This window comes from Vibrio sp. 1CM23M (assembly GCF_023161755.1).
Lineage (GTDB): Bacteria > Pseudomonadota > Gammaproteobacteria > Enterobacterales > Vibrionaceae > Vibrio > Vibrio coralliirubri.
Genome location: NZ_JALNTR010000003.1, coordinates 553,189 through 572,961 on the forward strand (window position 1 = coordinate 553,189; position 19,773 = coordinate 572,961).

Genomic DNA, 19,773 nt, shown 5'->3' on the forward strand with positions numbered 1-19,773 from the left:
TTAATTAAATGTTTATTTAATTACAGGATATAATAATTATTTTAAAACTCAAGTGCTGTTAATGAAAAAACAAAATGGCACATATTAGCGTGCCATTAAATTTTATTTGCTTGTTGAATGAACCTTGTTTGATTTTTTCTTTTTCGTTGATATTTCCACTTTCTGTTCATGTAAGAATTTATCAATCTTTGACTCATCTTTAATATGATTTGAAATTGTTTCTCGATTTTCAATTATAAATTTGTCTATCTTTTTACTCTTGATAGTGATTTTTGTTACGTTATTATCAATCAAGTATGCAATCTGTTCTGAAATATTATCTTTAACTCGATCATTTATGTCAGTAATGATGTTGTTTTCCATTTCTTCGAAACTTTTCATTTCAACACTGCTTTCAAGGCTTCCTCGTGTTTTTTCTATACTGAGTAGGTGAACACAATAAGCATCAGTAAAATCGAACTTATCTTTTTTTATTGCTGTTGCTTTAACTTTATCAAATTTCTTATTGGAATTTTCAAGGCTATATGAAAGCTTTGACATTGCTTTTTGCTCTAAACCAGCCGTTTTTACAAAAACACTAAGTTTGTCACGCAGTATCTTATCTTTACTGAACATGACGTTTAGATAAAGCTGTTCGAAAGTAGGGCTTGATGATAGAGATGTCTTACCATGTTTCATCGAGCTGTAAGTGAAAAATTCATTATCAGCTAACTTTTTAACCTCATCAGTCTCCATCAAAACAATTGCTTTTGCTGCGTCAATTGGATTCAGTTCGTTAGTTATAATCGAATAGCTGTTTTCTTCTCCTGCGTCTTTGATGAAACAAACCAAACCTTGACCTGTGTACTTGTCGGTTAACCAAAAAGCGTTGTTATCTTCATTGTATTTGATTTCCCAACCGTTCTTATTCATCAAATCTTCATGATACTTACTCTGAAAATACTCCTGCATCGTATCATTGAAATCTTGATCACGGAGTGAATCATCGTTTAAGAAAGCACACTTATACTTGCTGTAACCAACTTGAAGATACTGCATGATTTTGTCCTGATGGAATTGAACAATTTCAGGATCTAACGCCATGATTTCAGATATCGTTTTTCCTTGAAGATCCAAAACGAAGTTACTTGATTTATAGCTTTGCGCTTGAAAATCTTCACTATCTCTAAAACTGGAAGAGATTTTGTGATACGTAAGGTTAGAAACGCCATTGCTGTTCGGTTTAGTCATGTTTACGATTATGCCTTTCTTCAAAGACATATCGAAAAACTGCTTATAAGCATCGTGTTTGATTTTCTTAATATTGTCCTTTTTCAATTCCTTCATATTGTCAGAGTCATTCTCAAAAATCGTATTTTCAGAACGCTTCAACTTTCTATCCATGTCACTCTTTACGTTATCGAGAGTGTCCTTAAGAACCGTTTCGATTTGATCATACTGAAACACTAGCGACTTGTTACCATAAATCTGTGCTAAGGATCTATCATCCATGTATCTATTGCCAAGACGCTTCACAACAGTTCTGGCTTTGGATTTAAGGTGAGGGTTCGTCATTACAGCGCCAGTTCGATCATCAGTGAATACCAAAAATTGCTCAGTTTCATGATTTCTTTTGTTATTTTCGTTTTTGATTCTCGTTGCGCCAGCTTCAACAGTAATACCAAGCTTTTTAAATGCCTCTTGATACTTTTCAAATGATAAACCTGATACGCTTGCAAAGTCCTCTATGACCTCAGAAACACGATTGACACTCTTGTCGTACACTTCTTCCGACATAGAGCATAGAGTTGACTCATCTGTTATTCCTTGAGACTTACGCAATTGCTTTACAATCAGACTCAATGAGTTATTACGTAGCGCTTGAACTTCTGGTGTTAACCCAGCAGCAATACCTTGTTCGAACCAGTGTTTATATTTCTTCTCAGTCGCAATGTGAGCTTTTTGCTTGGCAAGGTCATATCGCTTAGGATTAAAGAATTTCTTAGTAACAGGGTTGAAAGCCGATACTACATAGTGCAAATGTCCATGATGCTGGTTATGGCCATCATTTTGTTCCATGTGAAAGTTGAAAAAACCTCTAACATCGCTGATTTCTAAATCTCCAGACAATTCAGCTAGAAAATACTTTGTTGCTTCCATCAATTCGTCTTTCATTTGTTGAGCTATAAACTTATCTGAAGCGCCTTTATGCTTATTACGTAGATAGGATTCGAGTCTTTCAAATGCGTCCTCAGTTGGGTTTATAGAGCCGTAATACATGAACATGGAAGGAATTCCTCCCTTACTAAAACTTGCAACTTCATATGAGACAGATTCAAATGGCTTGTCTGCTGGTGAAGTTCCTAAAAGCTTGTATAGAGCATCATGGGTAAATTCACCCTTACATTTTTTGTGAAAGTATTCTTTGAGTATTGATAATGGTACTGGTTTATTATTTTTGTCCAAATAAACTGGAACAATTGATTTTCGTTTCTGATCTGAACTTAAAATATACTTTTCAGCAATAAGAGTAAATGCTTCATCTGTATAATTTCTAACATGCTTTTCTAAAACACGTTTAGAAACACGTTCGCCATTTTTCTTTAACCAAGTACCCAGATCATTCATTTCTTCTGGAAACATATCTCCGACAAAATCCGCACGGTTTGGATCGTACTTTTTTGTGTTTTTATTAATGATAAAATACATTACAAGGTTGTATAATGCATTCCTATCAAATACCAATCTTTTTCCTTCGTGAACCATATTTAAAACTCCATGATAGTGATAGAACTAAAAATTATTAGTTAAAGATTGCATATATCTAATTTCAGTGATTAACTGAGACTTTAACTTATTATAAATTAATTGTTCTAATGAGCATATTTCAATTCCATAATGTGCTGCGTGTTCTACAATATTTGCTCTCAGATCTGCTGTTCGTTCTGCAATTTCTGCACTAGATATTTTTATAGCACCGTAATACGAAAATATTTCTTGATTATTTTCTTGATTATCTTCTTGATTATCTTCTCCCTTCTCAATACATAATGAATTGAAAGCTTCCTGTAAAATTATATCAACCATTTTTTCAATTGACTCTACGTGATTACTTCGAATTTTAACTAGGTTTGTATCAAAGTTATATTTGCCTAACTGCTTGCTCATAATAATATTTCCTTTTTATAATGTTGTACTTATATCGTATCATTAATATTTTAAATGTGTACTTAGGTGACTGATTATATGACTAAGAAAGTTGCAATATATTATATGTATGCTAATTAAATATAATGCAATGTATAAAATTAATGGAGGAATTTATGCAAACAATACACATTTATATGAGTGTTATAGAGTTTAACGACTTAAACAAATCAAATACTCGTTATGAAGAATTAAAACTGGACGTTTTAAATTATAATGAAGAATTATTTCTTTATGTAGCTGAAGAAGGGGATATGTTTGAAGAAAATTTGGAGAATTTAAGAGCGTTAGGTTCTTACGTCAGTGAACACTTTCCAATGCTTGATATTTTGAAGTGGAGTGACAAACAACAACACTTTCCATATTTTGTAGAGCAGAATATACACTTGATGAAACTGTCTGACTTTTCTGACGAACAAAGGGTTAAACATCTAATTGAAAAGAATCTGTTTGATTATTCAATGATTCAGTATAATGAAACAAATCAGCTTATTGAGCACTACCAAAATGCTATAGTCCCAAACTTCAAAGCAGAATATAGAGCACGTAAAAACGCAATTAGAGCGTTAAAAGAAATTGATCCTGTTACTCAACCAGCATTGCTTAAATTAGCATTTGATAAGCTGGATGAAGATATGATTGATGATTTTTATACATTAAAGCAATTGATGTCAACGCTTAGTATCGATCTAAATAGAACCAAATCAAACTTAACACATAATGTCAGTGAAATGGTTCTCAACGACATATATCCAATGTTGGTTACTATGAATAAACTGGAAGTTGAAAAATTATGTTTGTTAAAGAGAAACAAGAGCTTACAAGAAGAACTTCAAGCAATGAAGAGTGGTACTGACAAGGAAAGCAATGAGAGTGATGAGATTCTTGATGGTCATGATGAATTTGAATTCTTAGATATAGAGTTTGAAGATATAGGTGACATAGATGTTAGTGACATAGATTACACTGACTTCCAGCTTGTCTATGTGCAAAATGATGAAATACTCAGCGAGATAAATGAATTGTTCGATTCATCGAGGTTTACGAAAGGACTTGAAATATTAGTTGATTCAGACTCGAACTTTTATGTGAACAAATTCCCTGATTTGTTTTGTAAAACAAAGAATCTATTACCTAACTGGATTGGCACAAGTTTTAAACACAATGAGTTAATGAAGTATGAAATGATAATTAAGAGTCATTTAGGTTACGAACTTTGTCTCACACTAAAAGAAGATTAATATTCGATCATTAAAATATTTGGTAATAGACTTTAATTTTTCTTTATACGCTGGCAATATTCTAAATAATGTATAGTGTCTATTTGTAATATACAATATTTATGATATTAGATATATTAACGACAAAACAATTTTAGGAGAAAGAAATGAACATGGAAAGAATACTATTTGCAATCGGTAAATTTAATCACAATGCAACTATTCACAATGATCTTAAAGGGGCAAAAATAGATATAGCTGAGACGGGGGAGATAGTAGTTTTAAGTTATACTGATCAGTGTCAGAAAAGGATTGATGAACAGGTGTGTCCAGAGAAAAAGAAATTGTTAATTAATGATGCATATTCAAAAGTTTGTAATGAAATTTTTGCTTCAGATGATTTGGTAGATGTAGGTATTTTAAATCAGATAGAATCAAAACATACAATCCCCTTAGCCAAATATTAACAATGTATAAATTTAAAAGTCGCCACTTATATAGTGGTGATTTTGTTTTTTATAAAACAAATGGTATAAGTATTATATGTGCAAACATAAATTTTTATCATATTCAATACAAGGAGATTTTTAATATGAGTAACACGATTTCAAAACTTCTTGCTGAATTTCAACCAGATATGGAATTAGCAAGTGAACAAAAAAGATTAAACGTCGAAATGAACTATCACAAAGTTGACACAAAGCTTAACTTTCAACAGGTCATACAGAACAACAATGATACTAATATAACAGTTAAAAAAACGTCGATGGGTTTAGATGTAAGACTTTATGAAGATGACATTTTAGAAAATGAGACAAAAGGCAATGTCAACGGAGTTAACAATTTAGAATTGTTAGCATTAGTTGGCGAAGCTTACTTTGGCTTAGATAAGAAATATAAAAATGATGTTGAAGATAATGAAAACTATCGTCAGTTAAAAGGATTTGTGTCTGATGTAACCAAAAGTCCAAAGAGAATTACTTTACTTGAAAGTAAAACGTCAGGCAAAAGATTTTTGAACACTCAGAATTACATCGTTGAGCTGGATAACCCAAATGGTGTTGTGCTGCACGATGCATTTATTTATGCGAACAGGGATTCACAATACTTTAAAACTACATTTAAAAAAGATTTTCATGAGACTACTTTCAAATTTGAGAATGACCATAAGATGAGATTGATTCACGACAAAAACATTCCATGCAAAACTAACTCTGGTGTTGGATATGAAATGAGATCACTTCTTGATATCGATAACTACTCATCGCTTGAAGATGATGTTATGGGAGTATCAAATGAATTAGACATTTACATATTGAACCAGCTTGAGAATCGACTTGACAGTGTATTGGAGAAGGGTAACTACAAATTTTGCAGACAGTACAGCAAGCTTAGGTCTAAGTCTATTATTGATGGGGAAGTGTTCATAAAGCTCGATAATGATGAACTTGAATTGTTTAGTGATGGTAATCCTACTATCGACAGAGAGCGCACTTATGTAGCTTATGAATCTCAAAATGCTGACAAGGGTTACTTAGTGTTAAATGATAAGATTCAGCCTCTAAAAATGAAGAACGGTAAACCTGTAAATCTAAACTGTATCGAATTTGAACAGTCTCGTGCAGATGTTGCACCTCCATCCCCAGATTACACACCAAAGCGTAAATCGAAAGTCAGAGTTGGAAACAAGTAATACATGAATTATATTGATATAAAAAAAGAAGTGTAGAGATACACTTCTTTTGTCAATTTTTATTACTGTAATTATTCTTCATGGGTGTAAAAAATCGCAGTCGATTGATTGTGGATGAACTCGAAAGACACTTACAGATTTTAATCTTACCAATTGTATCCATAGTCTTTAGTCATAATATCTATATATTTTTGTTCAGCGTTTCTTGTAATTGCATTGACACAAATTTGAGCAGCAAGAGATATCGCTTTCATTAAGATTTTGTAAATTTGTTGCTTTTCTTCTGTGTTCAAATCACGTTCCAAACCTTGCTCATTTTTTGCCGATAGTTTGATCTTATTACATTCAAGAACTGCTTCATTAAGATTTAACATAGCAGCATCAATTTCACTAACGACTGCTTTGTGTTTGTTGCTAATCGCACGCTCTTCGATTTTCAAGTCTTGTGCAACTCGTATTAATGATTGGTATCGAGTTGGTTTTTTTGCCAATGACCTTTTTGAGAGTTTACCTGTGCTGGGTATGTAAACCGTTTCGCCACTTAATAACTCTTTTACTTCCTTTTGAATGACTGCCTTTACAAACTGATTCGACTCGTCTGATGTATCGTTGCAACGATCAATTTGTTCCAATAGTTTTGATAAGGTCTGTGCTGTTTCGTGCTGTAATTCGTTCGCTCGTGGTTTGAATATTTCTGTTACATACGTATCGAACAAAGCTCTATCAATGTTGATACTGGTATCGTTGCCGCCAGACAATTGCACTAACTCTGTAAGCTCATTAAAGTACCATTTAAACCATTCATCATCGTGCTCAACATCGACCATCTCATACTCTGTAAAGTATGTATCACGTTGCTCTAGTGCCAGCTCTATGTACTCCAAACAAACATTAACATAATCAGTGTTTGTCTTTGGAGTTGTCTTCAAATAGTTAAGTCCTTGTGTAAGCGGTAAGTCATACACAATGTCGATTGCTGCAGCATTATTCTGGTCAAAAACTGGTTTTCCTTTTTTGACGTATATAGCAAAGTATTCTCTAATTTGTGCTGCATTACGATTGAACAGATTTCCAGAATTTCTCTTAACTGATCTATCTTCACTTGCCATGAAAGTGAATTTCTTACCGTTGATAATTCCTTCGAGGAAAGGAGCGAGATTCCTCACTCCAAACTGACTATAGATTGCTCGAAGTCTTGTTTTTGCTTCTTCCTTCATCGGAACATATAGAATCGTTTTTAAGTCCTTTTTGTGATTTGTTTGTGTGTTCATTTTTAGTAGTTCCTAATTTCTAATTGATATGACTTCTAACCTTTACGTAGTTAAGAGTTTGGCTGTTGGTTTGATTGCTTAACCGAGCTACTTTGCAAATCTGAGTTGTTCGAAATAGGAGATCTTGGGTTGGCTTGCTTTGTGTTTGATTTCTCTTTCAAAGCACCCATAGTCAGTTTACTTAAGTTGATCCAGTTGTCTTTATTGTTGCCTGCAAGTTTTTCAATTTTTTGAAGAACTGCTTGTTTGATTTTTTCGAAATCCGAATCATTATACTTTTTGCAAATCTCATCTTTTGGATGTGCATCCAAACAAAAAGTGTAAAAACTATCTAATGTATTTTTTGTTTTTGATACCTGCTCAAGCTTGCTGGTATACTTTGTCCAAAGATCAGTAATAAAATCATTTCGTCTTTCAATGCCGTCCAGAACAACAGCAAAAAGTAAGTCTGGTTCTGTTTCTGTTGTGCATTGTTCTATTCGATCTGATGTCGTTTTGGCTAACTTAATAAACAAGTCAATTTCGAAAACTATTTTCTCTTCTTGTTTAATATCCTCAAATCGCTTATGTGCTTTTGTAATTGTTGCTTTGTCCGTTTTAATAGTCATAATGTCTCTCCTTATAAAAATAATAAATAACTAATACTATACAGTAAGCCATATAAAAGAAATCAGTCAATCCCTCAACAACGACCGAATGGAAGTAATTAAAATTTATATCTTTGCCCGACCTTTTATGGCTATGGTGATTTATCGCCATACCATAGAAGGTCATGTCTTGCATTGAAAAAAATTTATTTATAATTAAGGAAATAATATTTTTTTGTTTTTAAGCCGTAATTCTTTATTTTCTTAATATTTGCTTTTTAGCTTCTATTGATTTCGAATGAAACTATATTCTAATAGATCGATTTTTTCGAAATTAATTTTTCACAAAATCAAAATGAGGTGGTTTTTGGATGTTGTTACATTTGAATTGAAGAGCCTACGACAAGTCGCTTATCTGGATAGGATCTAACGGTAGAGTTTTGTTCTGTTGTTTTGCATCAGATTTTGTTTTTTCTTTTGTAATTTTGATATGTTTATTAAGAGGAATGTATATCATTGTGAGTGTTGCCTAAAAATCATCGTTGATAAATTTTATTTCTTTAAAAAATAAATATTTATTTTTTCGATGGTGATTTTTTCTGGTCTTTGTTTTTTCAAGAATTTAAAGGATATAAATATTCTATGTAGTAGAGATAGACTTTTTTGAGGTGTTGATTTTTTAATTATATCATTTGTTGTATTGTAATTTTTTTAATCGATGGTTAACTAAAAGAAGAATAAGGAGCATTAAAATTATGAATAAAATAAGAAAACAGTTTTCATTTTTGTTTTTAATTTTTTCAATTTTTGCAACGTCATTTAGTTATGCGGTTGAAGATTTGGAAGAAAGCAAAGATTGTTTAACTGCGACAGAGTTGTCAAGCAAATATGGAAACTTCCAAGAAGGAGATAATGATCTCTCCATGTACGAATCTTGTGGTGCTCATTTGATGCCAAATGATTTTAGACTTTTGTCAGTCTTGCCTTCAATCATTGACAAAGAAACGTTCGAAAAAATTTCGCCATTGGTTGAATCATTTGGTGGTGATTCAGAAGAGATGTCTGGATACTTTAAAGACAATATGCCGCTTCAAAATTATATTGAAGTGTTGCTTCCGATTACAATGTTTATCATTGGTTTCATTGCATTAATTTCTTCTATTGTTGGCGAGAACAAATCCAAACTAAAAGGCGTAGCCTATACTGTTCTGTTTGCCATATTAACATATGCAGGAACACGAGCACCTGAGCTTGCAGCAAGAAGTTGGACTTACGCAACAGCTTACTACAATCATCTGTTGTATTCGAACCATGACGTTGAGAAAAACATTCAGCGTTTTGACAGCAACGCTCAATTAGATTTGAAGTCATCAATTATTGAAGATCAACACAAACAGCTTGCAAACTTTTTACACATAACAGAGGCAATCAATATTGCAACTGGAAACTCAATCACTTCCAATACTTACGGCACGGATATAAAAGTTGATTTTGATTTAATGTATTCAGGAAGCAATGACATTAGCGAACCAAGTGTTGCAGAATTCTTCAAACAAAACGCAGCTTGTTTATCAAAAGATAGAGTGGAAACTGATTCTGACTTTGAACTTAATTTTAAGACTTGGTCGGATGACGGTATCGGTTCTAAGATAATAACAGGTGCAAGCATTTTAGACATTCCTTACAGGGCAGAGTTTAAAAATGGTGGAGAAACGAAAGACTATAATTGTGGCGATTCAAGATTTGGTCTTGAACAATCGTTTGCTACCATTCAAAACAACGCTCTTAACATTGCACAAAACTTCATTCAAGAAAAAACTGCACAAAACATTAATGCAGAAACAACAGCGCTTGAAGATTTTAAATCAATGCAATCTCAAGATTTAAACTATATGGAAAATGAATTCGAAAAAGTGGATGCTGCGTTTGGTGGAATACAACAAAACCTCACTGGTAAATTAGCGTTAGCTTTTGCAGCAGCGAAAGAAGCCCAAGTATCAAAAACGGATTTTAAAAACACGTCAACATACAAATCGTTGGTTAGTGATTTTGAAAAAATAGCAACTCCAGTTTTTAAGTATGAAGGTCAGCAGAATTTCACAACAACTGAGCTTGCTGAAATGAATGCATTGAAATCTTTTATGGCGTCATTCAGTATGCTTTTTTCTGAAGGTGTAGAGGACGATGTTTTAAAACATCGAGTAAATGGTTGGCACTTCATACAACCGTTCGTTGAAAAAACTGTTCGTATGCAAATGGCAGTTGACTGTGCATTGCAAGACAGATCAAATGGCAACGGAAAGTCAATGTTTAGCTTTAAAGAAGAATATGCAAATCGATGGAATGCGATGGATAAAGGCATCAAGAATAGCACAATGACAAGTATCGGAAACGGATCAGATTATGCGTGTTTCGTTCTTGAAGACGGGATGTTAAATGCATCATACGCTAATCCATTGTTAATCGAATCGAACAAAGAAGAAATTGCAGCGAGAGCACAAGCAATTGAAATTTTATTGTCAGCAATGACAAACGGAATTTTAAACGCAACAGTTTCGAATAACAATGAAATGTGGGCGGAAGCGAAGATTGAATATCTTAACAAGATACGTCCAACTTTACATTCAGTTAGTGAGAGTCAACTTGGTTTTTTGAAGATGAAAAGAGATATGGAAAATGTGTATGCGTCTGTTGAAGAAATTTACACTTACGACACAAGTGTTCCTTTGAAAGCATTGACAGACCCTCAATACTTTTTCAACTACAATAGGTTTTCAGACGACATTGTAACCAATGAAGACATGTTTCAAAGTATCAACGATAGAAAATTAGAACCTTACAAGCTCGATACAATATTTTCGAATACTGACAGCGACATTCAGCAAGCTTCTGTAGGAGGATTTAGTTGGAAATCGATTGGTGCAAATAAAATGATTCGAGAGCTTTTGTCAACAGGTTCGTGTCCGATTCTAAACAAAGACGGAATTTGTCTATCGAGTTTGCAAGAATTAAATTATACGTCTACTAATCAAATGATAGACGTTGAAATTTGGGCAGTAATGATACAGAAAACCATCAGTTTGATAAGATTTGGAGGAGATCGAATTGGTGAATCGGCTGACACAGCAGATCATACAATCATTGGTGACGTGAAAGGTCCTCAGAAGCTATTAATCTGGCTGGGTAAAGGTATACACGGCATTGCAGTGATGATTGATTCAACGTTGGGTTGGGTATTTGACTTCATTGTGGTAATTATTGGTCTCATGATATTGGCGGGTAAATTGGCACAACATTTGCCATTGATAACAGATCTTGTATTGACCCTTTATCAACATATCTACATTGTTGTTCCTATTTTGCTTATACCGATTGTTCCTGTGATTGACGTTACAAAAAGTGTGTCAAGTTCGGTTTCAGGTGACAAAAGTGGTTCTTTAAAGTTCGATGGAACGATAATGTTGGCGAAAGTGTTTTTTGTTAGAGGACTCATTCTTTATGTTGCAATAGAGGTGTTTACCTTCATTAACACAAGCCCTGCCGTCGGAAGTGCGGTATATCATTTGGTAAGCTCAATCTTTAACAATGATGGACTTATCTATTTCTGGATTCAGAACATGATAATGAGTGTTTCATACATTTGGGCACTATTTAAATCAATTCCTATTATCAATGATTTGGAAGCTTACATGTTAAGATTGTTAAATGTTGAAACAACGCCAACATTTAATGAGACGAATACTTTTGTAGCAGGATTGATTGGATTTGGTGGAGGTCGCTTGTTTAGTAACATCACAAGAGCAAATAGCATGTCAAACGTGGCAACACAAAAGAGTGCAGAAATTCTTGGAGATGGAATCAACAAAAGGGTAGCGGCTTACAAAACACAGAATTCGCTTAACCAAGGTCAAAAGAAAGAGTTAGATTCGGATGATTAAAATAAGGCACTCCTTCGGGAGTGTTTTTTTTTGGATGCAAAAAAGAGTTTGGCTATATAATAAAAATAAATAGAAGATCGATAAGGTAAACAATGGTGGATTAATTTCGCTACAAGGGTTTGTTAAATCAAGGTAAAGAGAAAGCAAGAGAGCGTTTTTTTTGATACAAAAAAAGAGTTAAGAACTTAATCCTTAACTCTTTTTAGTTTCTATTGAATTCCATTACAAGCCCCAACCAAAAATACGGTAAAGTAGATACATAACAAATCCTACTGGAGCAGCAACAAATATCAAAAAGAAAAAAAGTGCTGCTGGTGAAAACAATAACCATGCAATAAATACTGTCGCCAATATAAGATGACCTTGTGTGCGTTGACTTAACATAATAATTTCCTCTCTAAAGTTTAAGTTATATATTTAATATACCACAATAAATCGTTATACCCCAGGAATTATTTGAAAATATTTATAAAAAATGATACGCAGAGAAATTAAAAACAATTTAATAATCATATTGAAAGTAATATTTACCTGTAAATAGCTATTTATTAATAATTTTAATATACCGCTGTTGTGTTAAATTGATTAAATGTTATAAATATTATTATATAGAAAAGGAATTTATCATGTTAAAAAAATGGTTAACATTAATATCAATAATAACATTGAACGCATTTGTTTATGCTGAAAACCTTCATATACAAGAAGAAGAACCACTTTTACCCGATTGTGCTTTTAATGTAAAAGAATTAGGAATCAATAAATTTGTAGAAGAAACTCAAAAATGCATAGAAGACAAAGTAGAGAACTCAAACTCCCCAATTGCGAATGCAAATAAAAATCTTATTGACGCCTCGGCAGAAGCAAACACAGCTCTAATTAGAGACTTAATGTATATTCTTAATTTTCTTTTTGGTGTGGTTTTTATTAAGTTTTTAATTATGAAAATGCGAGAAGAAAAGGGTAAAACAAAACCATCAGAATTAATTTTAAAATCAATTCTTGGTATTGGCTTTGTTATGATGATCAATAATGTTGATTTAATGAAGTATGTATCAAACAAAATATCCAACACGATTCATTCGAATGTCTTGTTGGTTCCAACAGCTTTATCAAACTTATATGCTCAATCGGATGCTGAATTAAAAAAACAAATAGACCCGTTGTTACCAAAAATACAAGAAAAATCAGATAGCGTGCTATTGAGTATGGTTGAATCAGAAGTGTGTGCCATTAGATCGATATCTCAAAACACGACAGGGTATTCTTTTACCGACAAAGATTCGTTTCAAGAAGATTTATACAACAACTGTATTGAAGAATATTTACCAACCGCTCCAAAGTTTTCAGAAACAGGGAGAAGTCCTTTAAACAGTGCTGTAAAGCATTGTAGTGTAAAATATATCACGTCTAAGGACTGTGGAAGTATTGCTGTTAATGATTTAGATGAAGGCTTTAAAATTGTTCTTAATGATTACAGTAAGAAAACGGCAACATGGGTTGATAATTTAGACAGGTTTAATTGTAGTCTTCAAGATCCAGAAATTGCAGAAGGCTTGTGTAAGGAATGGACTCCAGAAGGCTTTAAATTAAAACAAACATATTTGGATGAATTTCAACTTGAAATCGAGTTTACGGATAGAGTTTCAGAAAGCAGAGAAACTTGGTCGAATTACATCTTGGAGAATTTAGATGTAGTAAAAGCGAAAAGAGATGTCATGTTGCTATCACTATTAGATCAGATGTATAGCCTATTGCGTTCTGAAGACAACTTTGATGAAGTTGCCATTCAAACAGAGGATATGATTAATCAAGTGGTTGTGATTGAAGGGTTGGATAGAAGCACAGCAGGAAATGAGTTTGGGAATGCAGAAGTTTATTCGGCTTACATATTTTCAGTTGATGCATATTACGGCTTAATCACTCGTAAATCGGAAAAACTATTAGACTCTAATGATTTAAACATTGGTGTTACAGAACAAGCATTTAAAATGATAGAAGAACCTTTGTCGATGTTTGGAGAATACGAAAACAAAATTGATAATGAAAATTTCAAATTGGATTTTTTTGTGCAAAGAAGAGTGCACGATGCGGCTATGCAGACGATGTTGGCTGGAGCCATCATCAAGGTTGGTGCGGGTGGTTTATCAAATATGACTGTAAGCACGAAAAAGAAAAAAATGCTTCTGTGGTTATCACAAAAAGGCGAGTGGTTGATGTTATCTCCAATCATTGCATTAATGCCTTTGATGATGATGTTTTACGCAGTTATAAATATTATGTATATCCTTTTAAAAGGTATGATTATTATTTCATTTCAGATTTTGATGTTCTTTAAGCCAGGTGTGAAATCAGACACTATCATTAAAGAATTGATAATGATGTTGATTGTCTCAATCGGAAAAATGTTGAGTTTTCCATTAGCGTTAATCACTACACATTTATTAATGTCAATAATATTTACATCATTTGATTATGTTGAAATATTAAACGGAGACCAGAAATTAAGCTCTTTAAATGATTTATCTCGCTTCATTACGTTATCAATTTTAAACATTGTTTTATCAACGGTCGTATTCTTGAAGCAAATTAGTTTAATAGGTCAAGTATTAGATAAGAAATTCTCAGTAAGCGAAACAAGTAGCAATAAATTGATGGAAGACAATGATGGCATAAATCAAACTCAGTCATTAAAAGCAAAAGGTCAAAACTTACTTACCAACAGCAAATAACACAACAACAAAATAAGGAAATAAAATGAAATTAAGAAATATATGTTTAATCGTAGTAGCAGCGACAAGTGCTACAACCGCTTATGCTGATGCGATACAAGAATTCGCATTGGAAGAGGCAAGGTCAGAAGCTGAAATTGCACAAAGTGTTGAGATTAGCAAAGAGAAGGTATTAACGAGAGAGGAAGAGATGTCTGAATCTCCTGTGCAGTTCTTCCCTTCCAGAACATGTAGAAATGTAGAACAAGGACTGAAATACTATGGTTCTCATTCATTGACAGGTTTGGTGTTATTGCCAGAACCTTCAGAAGATCCAAACATCAAAGCGTTTGTTAAAAGAATTGATTTTGCTCCATACTACGATTCAACGATGGGCTTATACACTCATAAAAGAGGATATTTTCCGATCCGTAGCTTAACAGAGACAGATAAGGAGATTGTTTTTTACACGAAAGCCCAAGAATGGAGATCGGCAAAAAGACGAGGCGAAAAGATTGTTTTAACTAAGCTTGGTAATGATAAGTTTAAGGTAGAAATAAATCGTGCAGCGGATTATGTCATAAGCGATGAGACAGGGAAGTGGATTTCGAAATGGGTAAGAAAATACACAATGGATAACATTGAATCAACTTCTTACATTTACAAAATTACAGAAGAATCAAAAAAAGCTCGTGAAGTCGTGAAATGCATAGAGTAAACAAAAAAACACCTTATTAACGAGGTGTTTTTGTATGGTTAAATTATTTGACCATTGTTTTTTGTTACTAATCTTAAAATGTTGTTTTGATACGTTATAACACCTTTCTCTATTAGAGATTTAAAAATCTTACTCGCATTTTGTCCGTCGATATAAAATATATTGTTCCTGCGTAAAAATTTTGCATAACTTGTCATCGGAAATATCAAACTGTCATTTTTAATTGCAAGATTAATTATATCCATATACAGTTGTTGTTCTTGTTTCGTCAGATTCTTGTTTTGCAAGAAATTTAGCACTTTACTAACTTCGTTTATTGTCATTTGTAATTCCTTTTGTAATTCCTTTTGTAAGTCTCACTAATGTTTTACCATTCCATTTGTAAAAATCAATTTTCTTGCGTAATAATAAATGCAGAAAATAATTTTCAAAATAATTAATTTATGAGAATTGCTTATAGATAAATGTATTTTCAAAAAGGAAAGTGTTTTTATTGCGTAAAAAATTATGCGAAATAAAAAAATAATTTGCAATATATCTAATAAAGGTTAAAACATATTTAAGAAATACAAACATTTAATTAATAAGGAAAGTAATATGAATAGGTTTACAAAAGAAGGTCATAAAGTATATGTTAGAGATAAAAGAATTGAAGTGTTTAGCAACTTGTTTATTTTATTCGCAGCCATTCCATTGGCTCTATATCAAACGTGCAATTTCATTACACAGATTGTATCTTAAAAAAGGAAAGCGCATTGGCGCTTTTTTTTATTGATATTATAAAGTATCACCAAATAGATACTGACTATTAAATATCCAATCTTGATTGGTGTAACCTATCGAAAGGCGTAAGACTTTAAAAATACTAAACCTATTAATAATTAAATATTGATAGGTTTTTCCTATTGAATAGCATTTCAAACATTTCATAACCATTAACTCGTTAGAGTTCTACGAATGAAGTTGATTAAACCATTGTTAAACGGTCTGTATTCATCGTAATCCGTTTAGAAAAGTGTATGGCAGTATGACTTTCAAAAGAGTGAAGCCAGGGCTTGTCGAGCGTCTTTCAGCCACTCTATATTCTGATTATATGCGCAAGCGCACTTTAAAACACTTAGAAGCTCTTAGGCTCTTGGTAAGCTTCGCTTACTCTCCAGAATGATAGGCTTTTGATCTTAATCTTCTAATCTCATTGATTCTCCAAATTCCGTGTTGGTAGAAACTACAAACACATTTAATTATTAAAGATAGATAATTCTTTTAGAAAAAATAACTCTTTAGATCACGAATTGTAATTATAAGAGATCACGAATTGTAATTAGTGACGATCACGAATTGTAATTATAAAAAATGACAAAGTTTTGATTGTTTATTTCTATCAGTTTGAAAAGTTTGATATGTTAAATCTATTAGGGTAGTGAGTAAGATGGATAATTAAAATGATATTATGCCTTTATGTAGGGGAATAAATAACTTGTACTATTTGTTGTGAATAACAAGCAAGTAATATAATACTAAAATTATTTATATGAGAGCATTTGACGAATTAAATTGATATGGTCTAATAACCAATACAGCAGAAATAAAAAAAGACACTTGCAACGTGTCTTTTGGGAAATTAAAAAATGTAGTTATTCAAAACTATGTACTTTATATGATGGATAATCTTATTTGTCAACACCCTACAAAGATATTTCTTCTGGATAATCAATTACAGCAGGGAAATAAAAATGTATTCAAAAAATAAAAACACAAACTTTTCAAAGATAATCACAGACTTATACTTGTTATTACCAACTTCATTCACCGAATGGAATGCTCAAGAAAAACGTAATCGTTTGTTTAATTTAGAGCTTTCTGTATCACTTATTAAATCAAAAATAGCAATACTATCTTACTTTCACTATTTAACTAACAATGGTGTTAACGTCGATCTTGCTCGTTCAGGCGAAATATATTGTAACTTTAACAATAAATCAGTTTTGCACAAAACTTTCAAAACATTTAGCAATATGGTAGATGTATTCGACAATCATTTTGAAGATGAGCACTTATCAATTGATTTTGATGAGGAAAGAAAAGTTCTTATATACACTGTGAAAGATCAGTATTTATCTGACATCGAAGGTTCTAAAGGCAAATTTCGTATCAACTACGAAGAAATTAATAGTAAATCATTGGCTAAAATCTCTCTACAAGCATTCTTGCTATCACAACAGGGTCAAGATTCAGTGACGCTAAAAGAAGGGTTTATAGCAGCGTTAACAAACAATTTATGGGAGTATGGTAACGAAAAAGACCGTGCTCAAAAACGCAGAAACATCAAGAATGTCGTTAATAGTATCAGCGCAGGTTTGATGATTGCTTTCGACGCAAAAACATACACATACACTTTTAAAATAGTAAAAAGAACGTCTGTTGAAATTATACCAATGGCTGCTAAAAAGCTTGGTGTATCGGTTATGAAGCTGGCTAACCTTGTTAAAGCTGCAGTAAAGCAAACAGCGATTAAAGCTGTTGAGTTAACCGAATCGATCTCTGAATCCAACATCAAAGCTTTTGAAGCGGTCATAAACACAAAATCAGGTGTTGGTGTGCAACATTTGGCTGTCACTGATGGGGCAGTGATTGATTATGACAATCAGATACCATTTTAAATCAAATCAATAGGAGAAGACTGATAATGGATGCAAAAGAATTACACAAGACAATTAGCCTTAGTTACGACATACAGGTTGATTATGAAATATCTGAAGGAGTGATACTTTTTAAAGGTAGTGAATTCGACAATGAATATGAATTATTCGTATCAGTAGCTGATACTGAATCGATCTCTAATACGGTACCAATGATTCAAATCGATTACATCTTGGAGGATAAAGACACGTTCCTTAGCTTTAAAGATGTATTTGAAAATATCACTTTGATATCAGGTTTTGGATGTGTGTTTAAAAATGACCAATATCTATCTTTTGATCATGGGATTTTTGTTGAAAGGGATCAATATGTGCTCGAAGGAATCGATTTTTATGACTGGTTTGTCGGTCAGATACAAAACTGATCATCGTTACCTTGTTGTACTTATCCTATAAGTGTTTATAATTTTGATATCGAATCTGTTGGAGTTTTAATGAATTTTATAATCAAACAAATCAAATCTATGTTGGATAGATCTGTTAACGAAGACTGTATCTATGATTTTGTAGAGTCAGAACAAACCTATTTGATCTCATTTCTTTTTTTTGACGGAGATACGTTGTTGTTAAAAGTTGATTTTGATAATGATTCAATTGTTAATATCAAATATGATTTGCACGACAAGCTCAATAGTGAATTTATAGACATCTATTTAAATAGTCGCATTCCTGATTTTGGTTTAAAAAAACTTTTAAAAAGTTTCAATTAAATTAAAACTTGAGTTGTATATAAAGTGTACTGGAGTTAGAATTATTTTAATTCGAACAACTTTGGTGTTATTTATGAAGTACGATCTTTTTAAAACTAAAACTCAAACTCTTTTTTCAAACAAGAAAATCATGCGTTCTTTAAAAAAAATGTTTGGCAAAACTCCCAGTTTCGAAGAGTTGTTGATTCAAGATACTGAATTAGCAGCACAGCTTGATGATACACTTGGTATCAACACAAATGCAGAAGAATTGTTTTTTGACAAGACTGGTCGAAAATTAGTTTTTGTTGAAAAGAGTGTTGTTGAAATGCTTAATCGTGCCAAATTTACTTCAAATTCATCAGCTAAAATTTTACCTCCTGCTGGCTTTGAAACGTTTGCCCTTTGTTTTGAAAAAGACACATTTGTTGAGGTTAACGGTAAGCAAGTGCGTCTTTATCCATGCCAAATAACAGTAATGGAAGAAGAAGAGATGTATCAACGTATCCATCAGCCATTTGGAGAACTAACAGGTTTTAACATCCAGCGTAATCCATCATTAAACCTAACTATAACTGTTTCTTATAAAATTGATGACGTAACTTACAGAAGCTGCGTGGACATTAGGGAAGTAATGAATAAAATCGATACTGGTGTTCGAGAATCTAATGAACTTTCTTCTATTCTTGATCAGCGTTTAAATGACACAGAACAACTCACAACAAATACGCTTATGAAAATAGCTGTCCAATTGCTCATCTTCAATTCTGCGACAAACAACAAACACCTTGTTTCTGGTTTTCCAAGCGATTGTGATTTCCGTCTACCGCTTAACACGACTCGTGTATACTGGACAGCGTCACACATAGACTATTCGCAATCAAAAGCGGTATCAGCACATATTCGCTCTGCACACTTCCGAAATTTACAACATCCGAAGTATTATAATAATGAATACTCAAACATTCCAAAAGGCTCACGCTGGGTTCTGGTAAGTGAAAGTTTCATTGGGGATAACGACACTTTTATACAACAGCAAAACATTTAAACAAAAACAAAAA

15 protein-coding genes are annotated in these 19,773 nt (G+C 32.7%); 10 read left to right on the plus strand and 5 right to left on the minus strand.

Annotated elements, in window-relative coordinates:
* Positions 1–102 precede the first annotated feature (102 nt).
* Positions 103–2,745, minus strand: coding sequence for a hypothetical protein (locus tag MSG35_RS13345; RefSeq protein WP_248384230.1), 2,643 nt, complete (start codon positions 2,743–2,745; stop codon positions 103–105).
* 27 nt (positions 2,746–2,772) lie between these two features.
* Entirely contained in the window at positions 2,773–3,147 is a 375-nt protein-coding gene (locus MSG35_RS13350; RefSeq protein ID WP_248384232.1) for a hypothetical protein, read from the minus strand.
* Positions 3,148–3,302: 155 nt separating this feature from the next.
* Here MSG35_RS13350 and MSG35_RS13355 point away from each other — a divergent pair, with 155 nt between their 5' ends.
* The 3 genes from MSG35_RS13355 to MSG35_RS13365 all read left to right on the plus strand — a co-directional run bounded on the left by MSG35_RS13355 (position 3,303) and on the right by MSG35_RS13365 (position 6,099).
* A complete protein-coding gene (locus MSG35_RS13355) occupies positions 3,303–4,427 on the plus strand; it encodes a hypothetical protein (protein WP_248384234.1) in 1,125 nt (374 codons plus the stop codon).
* Positions 4,428–4,573: 146 nt separating this feature from the next.
* Positions 4,574–4,873, plus strand: a complete 300-nt coding sequence (locus MSG35_RS13360; RefSeq protein ID WP_248384235.1) for a hypothetical protein — start codon at positions 4,574–4,576, stop codon at positions 4,871–4,873.
* 125 nt (positions 4,874–4,998) lie between these two features.
* Positions 4,999–6,099 (plus strand): hypothetical protein, encoded by a 1,101-nt coding sequence (locus MSG35_RS13365; RefSeq protein ID WP_248384236.1) that lies wholly within the window; start codon positions 4,999–5,001, stop codon positions 6,097–6,099.
* Between the two features lie 146 nt (positions 6,100–6,245).
* Here MSG35_RS13365 and MSG35_RS13370 read toward each other — a convergent pair whose 3' ends face one another.
* Together MSG35_RS13370 and MSG35_RS13375 are read right to left on the minus strand one after the other, a co-directional pair.
* Complete coding sequence (locus tag MSG35_RS13370; protein ID WP_248384237.1) at positions 6,246–7,370, minus strand: hypothetical protein; 1,125 nt, start codon at positions 7,368–7,370, stop codon at positions 6,246–6,248.
* Between the two features lie 50 nt (positions 7,371–7,420).
* The gene (locus MSG35_RS13375) at positions 7,421–7,978 is read right to left on the minus strand and encodes a hypothetical protein (protein ID WP_248384238.1); all 558 of its coding nucleotides are present in this window, start codon (positions 7,976–7,978) and stop codon (positions 7,421–7,423) included.
* Positions 7,979–8,712: 734 nt separating this feature from the next.
* Here MSG35_RS13375 and MSG35_RS13380 point away from each other — a divergent pair.
* Positions 8,713–11,895 carry a hypothetical protein gene (locus MSG35_RS13380; protein WP_248384239.1) on the plus strand — a complete coding sequence of 1,061 codons (3,183 nt, stop codon included), beginning with the start codon at positions 8,713–8,715 and terminating at the stop codon, positions 11,893–11,895.
* A 222-nt stretch (positions 11,896–12,117) separates the two neighbouring features.
* On the opposite strand, the gene MSG35_RS13385 is transcribed toward MSG35_RS13380, so the two are convergent.
* On the minus strand, positions 12,118–12,279 hold the full coding sequence (locus MSG35_RS13385) for a hypothetical protein (protein ID WP_248384240.1): 162 nt from the start codon (positions 12,277–12,279) through the stop codon (positions 12,118–12,120).
* Positions 12,280–12,521: 242 nt separating this feature from the next.
* Here MSG35_RS13385 and MSG35_RS13390 point away from each other — a divergent pair, with 242 nt between their 5' ends.
* From MSG35_RS13390 to MSG35_RS13415, 6 genes are all read left to right on the plus strand, one after another.
* Positions 12,522–14,627 (plus strand): hypothetical protein, encoded by a 2,106-nt coding sequence (locus MSG35_RS13390; RefSeq protein WP_248384241.1) that lies wholly within the window; start codon positions 12,522–12,524, stop codon positions 14,625–14,627.
* A gap of 25 nt (positions 14,628–14,652) precedes the next feature.
* Positions 14,653–15,324, plus strand: coding sequence for a hypothetical protein (locus MSG35_RS13395; protein ID WP_248384242.1), 672 nt, complete (start codon positions 14,653–14,655; stop codon positions 15,322–15,324).
* A gap of 1,733 nt (positions 15,325–17,057) precedes the next feature.
* Positions 17,058–17,984, plus strand: coding sequence for a hypothetical protein (locus MSG35_RS13400; RefSeq protein WP_248384243.1), 927 nt, complete (start codon positions 17,058–17,060; stop codon positions 17,982–17,984).
* A gap of 26 nt (positions 17,985–18,010) precedes the next feature.
* Positions 18,011–18,388, plus strand: a complete 378-nt coding sequence (locus MSG35_RS13405) for a hypothetical protein (RefSeq protein WP_248384244.1) — start codon at positions 18,011–18,013, stop codon at positions 18,386–18,388.
* A gap of 69 nt (positions 18,389–18,457) precedes the next feature.
* Positions 18,458–18,733 carry a hypothetical protein gene (locus MSG35_RS13410; RefSeq protein WP_248384245.1) on the plus strand — a complete coding sequence of 92 codons (276 nt, stop codon included), beginning with the start codon at positions 18,458–18,460 and terminating at the stop codon, positions 18,731–18,733.
* A 73-nt stretch (positions 18,734–18,806) separates the two neighbouring features.
* Positions 18,807–19,760, plus strand: coding sequence for a hypothetical protein (locus tag MSG35_RS13415; protein WP_248384246.1), 954 nt, complete (start codon positions 18,807–18,809; stop codon positions 19,758–19,760).
* The last annotated feature ends 13 nt before the right edge of the window (positions 19,761–19,773 follow it).

Coding starts and splice junctions, on each gene's coding strand:
- MSG35_RS13380 (WP_248384239.1), top strand. CDS start 8,713: ATGAATAAAATAAGAAAACAGTTTTCATTTTTGTTTTTAATTTTTTCA.
- MSG35_RS13410 (WP_248384245.1), top strand. CDS start 18,458: ATGAATTTTATAATCAAACAAATCAAATCTATGTTGGATAGATCTGTT.
- MSG35_RS13395 (WP_248384242.1), top strand. CDS start 14,653: ATGAAATTAAGAAATATATGTTTAATCGTAGTAGCAGCGACAAGTGCT.
- MSG35_RS13345 (WP_248384230.1), bottom strand. CDS start 2,745: ATGGTTCACGAAGGAAAAAGATTGGTATTTGATAGGAATGCATTATAC.
- MSG35_RS13415 (WP_248384246.1), top strand. CDS start 18,807: ATGAAGTACGATCTTTTTAAAACTAAAACTCAAACTCTTTTTTCAAAC.
- MSG35_RS13385 (WP_248384240.1), bottom strand. CDS start 12,279: ATGTTAAGTCAACGCACACAAGGTCATCTTATATTGGCGACAGTATTT.
- MSG35_RS13390 (WP_248384241.1), top strand. CDS start 12,522: ATGTTAAAAAAATGGTTAACATTAATATCAATAATAACATTGAACGCA.
- MSG35_RS13350 (WP_248384232.1), bottom strand. CDS start 3,147: ATGAGCAAGCAGTTAGGCAAATATAACTTTGATACAAACCTAGTTAAA.
- MSG35_RS13400 (WP_248384243.1), top strand. CDS start 17,058: ATGTATTCAAAAAATAAAAACACAAACTTTTCAAAGATAATCACAGAC.
- MSG35_RS13370 (WP_248384237.1), bottom strand. CDS start 7,370: ATGAACACACAAACAAATCACAAAAAGGACTTAAAAACGATTCTATAT.
- MSG35_RS13365 (WP_248384236.1), top strand. CDS start 4,999: ATGAGTAACACGATTTCAAAACTTCTTGCTGAATTTCAACCAGATATG.
- MSG35_RS13355 (WP_248384234.1), top strand. CDS start 3,303: ATGCAAACAATACACATTTATATGAGTGTTATAGAGTTTAACGACTTA.
- MSG35_RS13405 (WP_248384244.1), top strand. CDS start 18,011: ATGGATGCAAAAGAATTACACAAGACAATTAGCCTTAGTTACGACATA.
- MSG35_RS13375 (WP_248384238.1), bottom strand. CDS start 7,978: ATGACTATTAAAACGGACAAAGCAACAATTACAAAAGCACATAAGCGA.
- MSG35_RS13360 (WP_248384235.1), top strand. CDS start 4,574: ATGAACATGGAAAGAATACTATTTGCAATCGGTAAATTTAATCACAAT.